6 protein-coding genes are annotated in these 5829 nt (G+C 69.7%); 2 read left to right on the top strand and 4 right to left on the bottom strand.

Annotated elements, in window-relative coordinates; translation table 11 throughout:
• A partial coding sequence (locus SY1_RS06380) for a choice-of-anchor Q domain-containing protein (protein ID WP_208873122.1) occupies positions 1 to 965 on the top strand: 965 nt, incomplete at its 5' end.
• Between the two features lie 104 nt (positions 966 to 1069).
• On the top strand, positions 1070 to 2377 hold the full coding sequence (locus tag SY1_RS06375; RefSeq protein ID WP_015556540.1) for a Na+/H+ antiporter NhaC family protein: 1308 nt from the start codon (positions 1070 to 1072) through the stop codon (positions 2375 to 2377).
• 36 nt (positions 2378 to 2413) lie between these two features.
• Here SY1_RS06375 and SY1_RS06370 read toward each other — a convergent pair whose 3' ends face one another.
• The 4 genes from SY1_RS06370 to SY1_RS06355 form a co-directional block, all read right to left on the bottom strand.
• Positions 2414 to 4048: a gamma-glutamyltransferase family protein gene (locus SY1_RS06370; RefSeq protein ID WP_423868977.1), complete on the bottom strand. Its 1635-nt coding sequence runs from the start codon at positions 4046 to 4048 to the stop codon at positions 2414 to 2416.
• Positions 4049 to 4097: 49 nt separating this feature from the next.
• Positions 4098 to 4679 (bottom strand): chromate transporter, encoded by a 582-nt coding sequence (locus tag SY1_RS06365; RefSeq protein ID WP_015556539.1) that lies wholly within the window; start codon positions 4677 to 4679, stop codon positions 4098 to 4100.
• Entirely contained in the window at positions 4676 to 5230 is a 555-nt protein-coding gene (locus tag SY1_RS06360; protein ID WP_015556538.1) for a chromate transporter, read from the bottom strand. Before SY1_RS06360 ends, SY1_RS06365 begins: the two co-directional genes overlap by 4 nt.
• 125 nt (positions 5231 to 5355) lie before the next feature.
• Positions 5356 to 5829, bottom strand: a 474-nt coding sequence (locus SY1_RS06355) for a TRAM domain-containing protein (RefSeq protein ID WP_208873121.1), incomplete at its 5' end; no start/stop codon positions are given.

The raw sequence follows: 5829 nt of genomic DNA, 5'->3' as shown, positions 1-5829 counted from the left end.
CCGTGCGCTACAACGTCCTTGGGACCTCAAACGCCAGCGCCGGACCGGGAAGCCTGACGAACCAGAAAGCGGAGGACGTCTTCCTGACGGCTCCCCTCAAGCTCGAAAGCGTGAAGGACGTCCAGGTCCTGAAGCTCGCCGGCGCCTCCCCCGCGCGCGACCTGGTCCCCACCGCAGCAGCCGGCGTCGTCTCCATCGACGAGTGCGGCACGCCGCGTCCTCAGCTCGGCGGTTACGACGCGGGAGCCTTCGAGGCCACCCCGGTGGCCCTCGTCAGCGCGGACCTCACCGGGGCGCCCTACGTCCAGCTGGGGCACAGCGCGTCCTACGACGTCAGGTTCTTCCCCGTGGACGCCTCCCTGGACGGCAGCGTCCATCCGGGGGGCGTCGAATGGGTCGTTGGCGACGCCACCGTGCTCAGCGTGGACCGATACGGGCGCGTCACGGCCCTCCGCGAGGGCGTGACCACCCTGACCGCCGTCGTTCACGGCTGGACGGCCTCGGGCGCAAAGGCCTCCGCGTCGTCCCGTCCCCTCACCGTCCGGGTCGGAAGGGACGCCCCCATCGTGCTTCTCGACATGGCCCCCATCCCGGATCAGACGCTGACCCCGAACCAGGTCCGCGTCGTCACCCCGACGGTGCGGACGACACTGAACGGCGAGACCCTCGCCGTGCCCTACACGCTTCAGGTCACCTCGTCCAGCACTGCCGGCGTCGTGGACGCGGCCGTGCTGGACGGCAGGACGATCCAGCTGACGGGTCGCGCCCTGGGCACGACCTCCGTCGCCGTCACCGCCTCCGCGAACCTCAGCGGCAGCGGCTACTCCACCGCCACCACGACCAGCAGGTCGTTCGTCGTCACGGTGCGGGAGCAGAAGTCCGGGAAGGGCGGCGGCTGCAACGCGGCATCGAGCGGCCTGGCCATGGCCCTGGCAGCGGCGTTCCTCCTGAGGCGCAGGGCGTAAGGCCCCCGGTCAAAAACAGTCGGGACGGCGAGGCTGGAAGGTCAACACACCTCCCCCTCGCCGTCCCGAATTTATCCCTATCCCACACGATGGAGAAACGCTGAATGCTTACCCTTGTCTTCGCCGTCTTCGCAGCCCTGATGGCCGGATCGCTGGCTTGCGGCTACTCCATGCTCTGGGCGCTGGCCGCGGGGTTTGCCGGCTTCATGGGCGTGGGGCTGCGCCGGGGCTTCGCGCTCCCCTCGCTCCTCCGCATGGCCTGGAGGGGCGTGCGGGAGTCCCTCATCGTCGTCCGCGTCATGCTGACGATCGGGGTCCTGACGGGGCTGTGGCGCGCTGCCGGGACCTTCGCCCTCCTCACCGCCTGGGGGCTCAGGCTGCTCTCGCCCTCGACGTTCATCCTGTCGGCCTTCCTCCTCTCCTGCACCCTCTCCTACGCCCTGGGGTCCTCCTTCGCCACGGCGGGGACCCTCGGCGTGGCGCTCATGACGGTGGCCCGCAGCGGGGGCGTGAACGAGTTGGCGGCTGCGGGGGCCATCCTGTCGGGCATCTACTTCGGCGACCGGGCCTCTCCCGCCTCCTCCTGCGCCAACCTCGTCGCCGCCCTCACCTCCATGGACCTCTACGACAACGTCAAGCTCATGATGCGGACCGCGTTCCTGCCCCTCCTCCTCGCGCTCGGCCTCCACGCGTGGCTCTCCTTCAAAAACCCCATGCTGGGCGGGGAGGGCGCGGTGCTGACGTCCCTGAACCTGGACTTCCACCTCAGCCCCTGGTGCGCCCTTCCGGCCCTCGTGATGCTGGTCCTGCCCCTCTTCAAGGTCAAGGTGCTCCACTCGTTCGGCGTCAGCATCCTCTGCGCGTTCCTCTGCGCCGTCCTCCTGCAGAGGACGGGGACGGCGGGGGCCCTGCGCTTCGCCCTCATGGGCTTCCACGCGCCGGAGGGCAGCGTCCGCGCGATCTTCAACGGAGGGGGCCTCGTCTCGATGCTGGAGATCAGCGCCGCCCTCATGATATCGGGCACCTTCGCCGGAATCTTCGACGGGACGGGAATCCTGAAGGGCCTTCAGTCCCGCCTCGTGCGCGCGATGGACGCGCTGGGGGCCTACCCCGTCACCCTGACCCTGGGGACCCTGGCGAACGCCGTCTTCTGCAATCAGACCGTCGCCGTCATGATGACGGTCCACGTCGTCCGGCACCCCTACGGGGAGCGGGGCCTGCCCCCCGCGGAACTCGCCCAGGACCTCGCGAACTCCGCGGTGATCACGGCAGGGATGGTGCCCTGGTGCATCGGCTGCTCCGTGCCCCTGACGATGATGGGCGCAGGAGCGGGGGCCGTCCCCTACGCCGCCTACGTCTACCTGCTGCCCCTCTGCTACCTCCTGACCCGCCGCCGCTGGTTCAAAGGCTGAGGGCGGGGAGAGGCCCCGTCCCCTCCCCCGGCCCGATCACCAGGCCGCGACGCAGCCGTCCGTGCGCGGCTCCGTGGCTCCAACCAGCGAGCCGTCCTCCGTCCGCCAGATGCTCTGTCCCCGCCCGAAGCCGTTCGAGGACACCTCGGGCACGACCTCGTGCCCCATGGCCTCCAGGGCCTGAGCCTCCGACGCGGGGAAGCCCGGCTCCACGGCGACCTTCATCCCGCCGGTCCACTGCCAGCGCGGTGCGTCCAGCGCCTCCTGCGGGTTCATGCCGAAGTCAACGACGTTCATCACCACCTGGACGTGCCCCTGTGGCTGCATGAAGCCGCCCATCACGCCGAAGGGCCCGACGGGCCTCCCCTCCCGCGTCAGAAAGGCCGGAATGATGGTGTTGTAGGGCCGCTTGCGCCCGGCGATGACGTTGGGGTGATCCGGGTCCAGGGAGAAGCAGTGTCCGCGGTTGTTGAGCCCGATGCCCGTCCCGGGGACGACCACGCCCGAACCGAAGCCCATGTAGTTGCTCTGGATGAAGGAGACCATGCAGCCCTCGCCGTCGGCCGTCGCGAAGTACACCGTGCCGCCCGGCATGGGGTCCTCCGCGCTGCGGTCCTCGGCCCGGCCCTCGATCAGCCGGCTGCGGGCCGCGCCGTAGGCGTCTGCCAGAAGCTCCTTCACGGGGACGGGGCTGAAGCGCTGGTCCGCCACGTAGCGATGGGCGTCGGCAAACCCCAGCTTGATGGCCTCGATCTGGCGGTGGAAGGTTTCGGCGTCGTCCCGCGCCCGGAAGTCGAAGTTCTTCAGGATGCTGAGGGCCATGAGGGCGCAGATGCCCTGCCCGTTGGGCGGGATCTCCCACACGTCGTAGCCCCGGTAGCTCACGGACACGGGGTCCACCCACTCCGGCTCGAAGGCGGCGAGGTCCTCCAGGGTGTAGAAGCCGTCCGTCACCCGCGAGAAGGCCACGATCCCCGCCGCGAGCGCACCCCGGTAGAAGTCCTCCCCCCCGCTTTCGGCGATGCCCTCCAGGGTCTTCGCGTGGTCCTCCAGCCGCACCACCTCCCCCGCACGGGGCGCCCGCCCCAGGGGGCAGAAGGTGGGGAGCCAGGCGAAGAACTCCGGCGAGCGGAGGACCTTGAACCGCTCAAAGGCCCTGGCCCAGTTGAAGGCCACGTTGGCAGAAACGGCGTACCCGCCCCGAGCGTACTCGATGGAGGGGGCAAGGACCCTCGCCAGGGGCAGGCGCCCCATCCTGCGGGAGAGCTCGCACCAGACCGCTACCGCTCCGGGCACCGTAGCCGCCCCCCAGCCGTTCACGGGGTTCCTCTTCCAGCCCCGTTCCCGCCAGGCGTCCAGCGACCAGGCCAGGGGGGCGAAGCCGCTGCCGTTGATGCCATGGAGCCGACCGTCCTTCCAGACGAGGGCGAAGGCGTCGCTGCCGAGGCCGTTGCTGGTGGGCTCCACCACCGTCAGGGACGCCGCCGTGGCGATGGCGGCGTCCACGGCGTTGCCCCCCTCCTTCAGGACGGCCAGCCCCGCCTGGGCCGCAAGGGGCTGAGAGGCGGCGACCATCCCGCGGGAGCCGTAGACCACGTTACGGCGCGACGCATAGCGATAGCGCTGCGGGTCAAAGCGCAGGACGTTGGACGTACAGGACAAGGCGATCACTCCTTGGCAAAAGATAAGGAAGGAGCCCTCCGACGAAGGGCAACGGGGCCTATTGGGCTGCCAAAAGCCCCCTCAGGAGCAGCCCCATCAGGGCGGCGAAGAGGATCAGGAGCTGGGGGTAGGCCTTGAAGGGCCTGAGCCTGGAGAGCGCAAGGCAGAGGAAGGCCAGGGCGATCAGGGCCAGCCTGGGCAGCATGGCGCGGAGGGAGGAGGGTGCGGGCAGCAGGGGGCGGGCCAGCGTGCAGAAGGCAACGAACAGGAGCCCGGCCACCGCGGGGCGCAGGCCCTTTTCAAAGGCGGCGATCCGCCCCTGCGCCCTCTGGGAGGCGCGGGAGATTAGCCACAGCAGGAGGGCGATGGCCAGGAGCGGCGCCCCCACCACCGCCGCGCTGGCCCCCAGGGAGCCCCAGAACCCCGCCATGCGGTAGCCGACGAACGTCGCGGAGTTCAAGGCCACGGGGCCAGGCGTCATCTGCGCCAGAGCCACCGTCTGGCCGAACATCTCCTCCGTCAGCCACGGGTGCAGCTCCACCAGCTCTCGGTGAATGAAGGGGATCGTCGCGAGGCCACCGCCGAAGGCGCCCAGGGCCACCTTGGCAAAGACGCCCATCAAGAGCAGGACCGTGCTCATGACGCCCGCCCTCCTCCGGGGAGGAAGCGCCCGCCCAGGATCGAGACCAGCCCTCCCGCGGCCAGGGCGATGAAAGGATTGACGTCCCAGACGAACAGGAGCCCCACCGTCGTCGCGAAGGCAAGCGCCTGGGGGACGCCCTTCAGCACGGAGGAGCGGATCATCTTCCACAGGGAATTCCACACCACCACGACCACCCCCGCCGTCGCCCCAAGGAAGAAGGAGATCATCCAGGGGTTCTTCAGGTGTTCGATGATGAGGGAGGACAGGAAAAGGATGCTGAGGAACGGGGCCGTCGCCGTCCCCAGGACGGCCGTGACGGCGGCGGGAAGGCCGCCCATGGCCCTGCCCGCGACGAAGGAGAGGTTCGTGGCGATGGGGCCGGGCACCGCCGTCGCCAGGACGATCATGTCCGCGATCTCCTCGTCGGTGAACTCGCCCGTGGCCCGGACCTCGGCCTCGATCACGCCCAGCATCACGATGCCCCCGCCTATGGTAAACGCGCCGATCCGAAAGAACCTCACGTAGATGGACCACAGCCTTTTAAACATCGAAGAACCTCGCCCTCCCGAAGGCCCTGCCCCGCGGCCGGACGCCGGAGGGCCGAAAGAATTTCGTGCCGCGACGGCACCCGGCTCCGCCCCTGCCTCCCTGCAGACGGAGCCAGTATATCCCACTAAACCGTCTCCCCGTGCAGGCACCAGGACTCCGCCTCCGTGATCCGCACGTCGACGAAGCGTCCCAGGAGCGCCTCGTCGCCGGGGAAGATCACGACCTTGTCCGTGGGCGTTCGGCCCTGGAGCAGGCCCGTGCCCCGCGGCGCACGGCCGTCCGCCAGGACGCGGTACGTGCGGCCCTGGAGAGCCCGGTTGATGGAGAGCGTGATCCCGTCCTGCAGCTCGTTGAGCCGCGTCAGGCGATCGAGTCGCACCTCCTGGGGCAGGGCTCCGGGCATCGTGGCGGCCGGCGTGCCCTCCCGCTCGGAGTAGGCCGCGCTGTGCACCAGGTCGAATCGGATCTCGGAGAGCGCGCTCAGCGAGTCCTCGAAATCCTCCTCCGTCTCCCCGGGAAAGCCGACGATCAGGTCCGTGGTCAGCCCCAGCTCGGGCAGGGCCCCGCGCACCATCTCCACCTTCTCGACGAACTCCTG

Origin of the sequence: Fretibacterium fastidiosum (assembly GCF_000210715.1) — a bacterium.
Lineage (GTDB): Bacteria > Synergistota > Synergistia > Synergistales > Aminobacteriaceae > Fretibacterium > Fretibacterium fastidiosum.
The sequence above is the reverse complement of the archived record's forward strand: the minus strand, read 5'-3'. Positions and strand labels throughout refer to the sequence as shown.

What these genes read in the sequence shown, in the direction of transcription:
- SY1_RS06375 (WP_015556540.1), top strand. Translation starts at nt 1,070, where the DNA reads ATGCTTACCCTTGTCTTCGCCGTCTTCGCAGCCCTGATGGCCGGATCG.
- SY1_RS06365 (WP_015556539.1), bottom strand. Translation starts at nt 4,679, where the DNA reads ATGAGCACGGTCCTGCTCTTGATGGGCGTCTTTGCCAAGGTGGCCCTG.
- SY1_RS06360 (WP_015556538.1), bottom strand. Translation starts at nt 5,230, where the DNA reads ATGTTTAAAAGGCTGTGGTCCATCTACGTGAGGTTCTTTCGGATCGGC.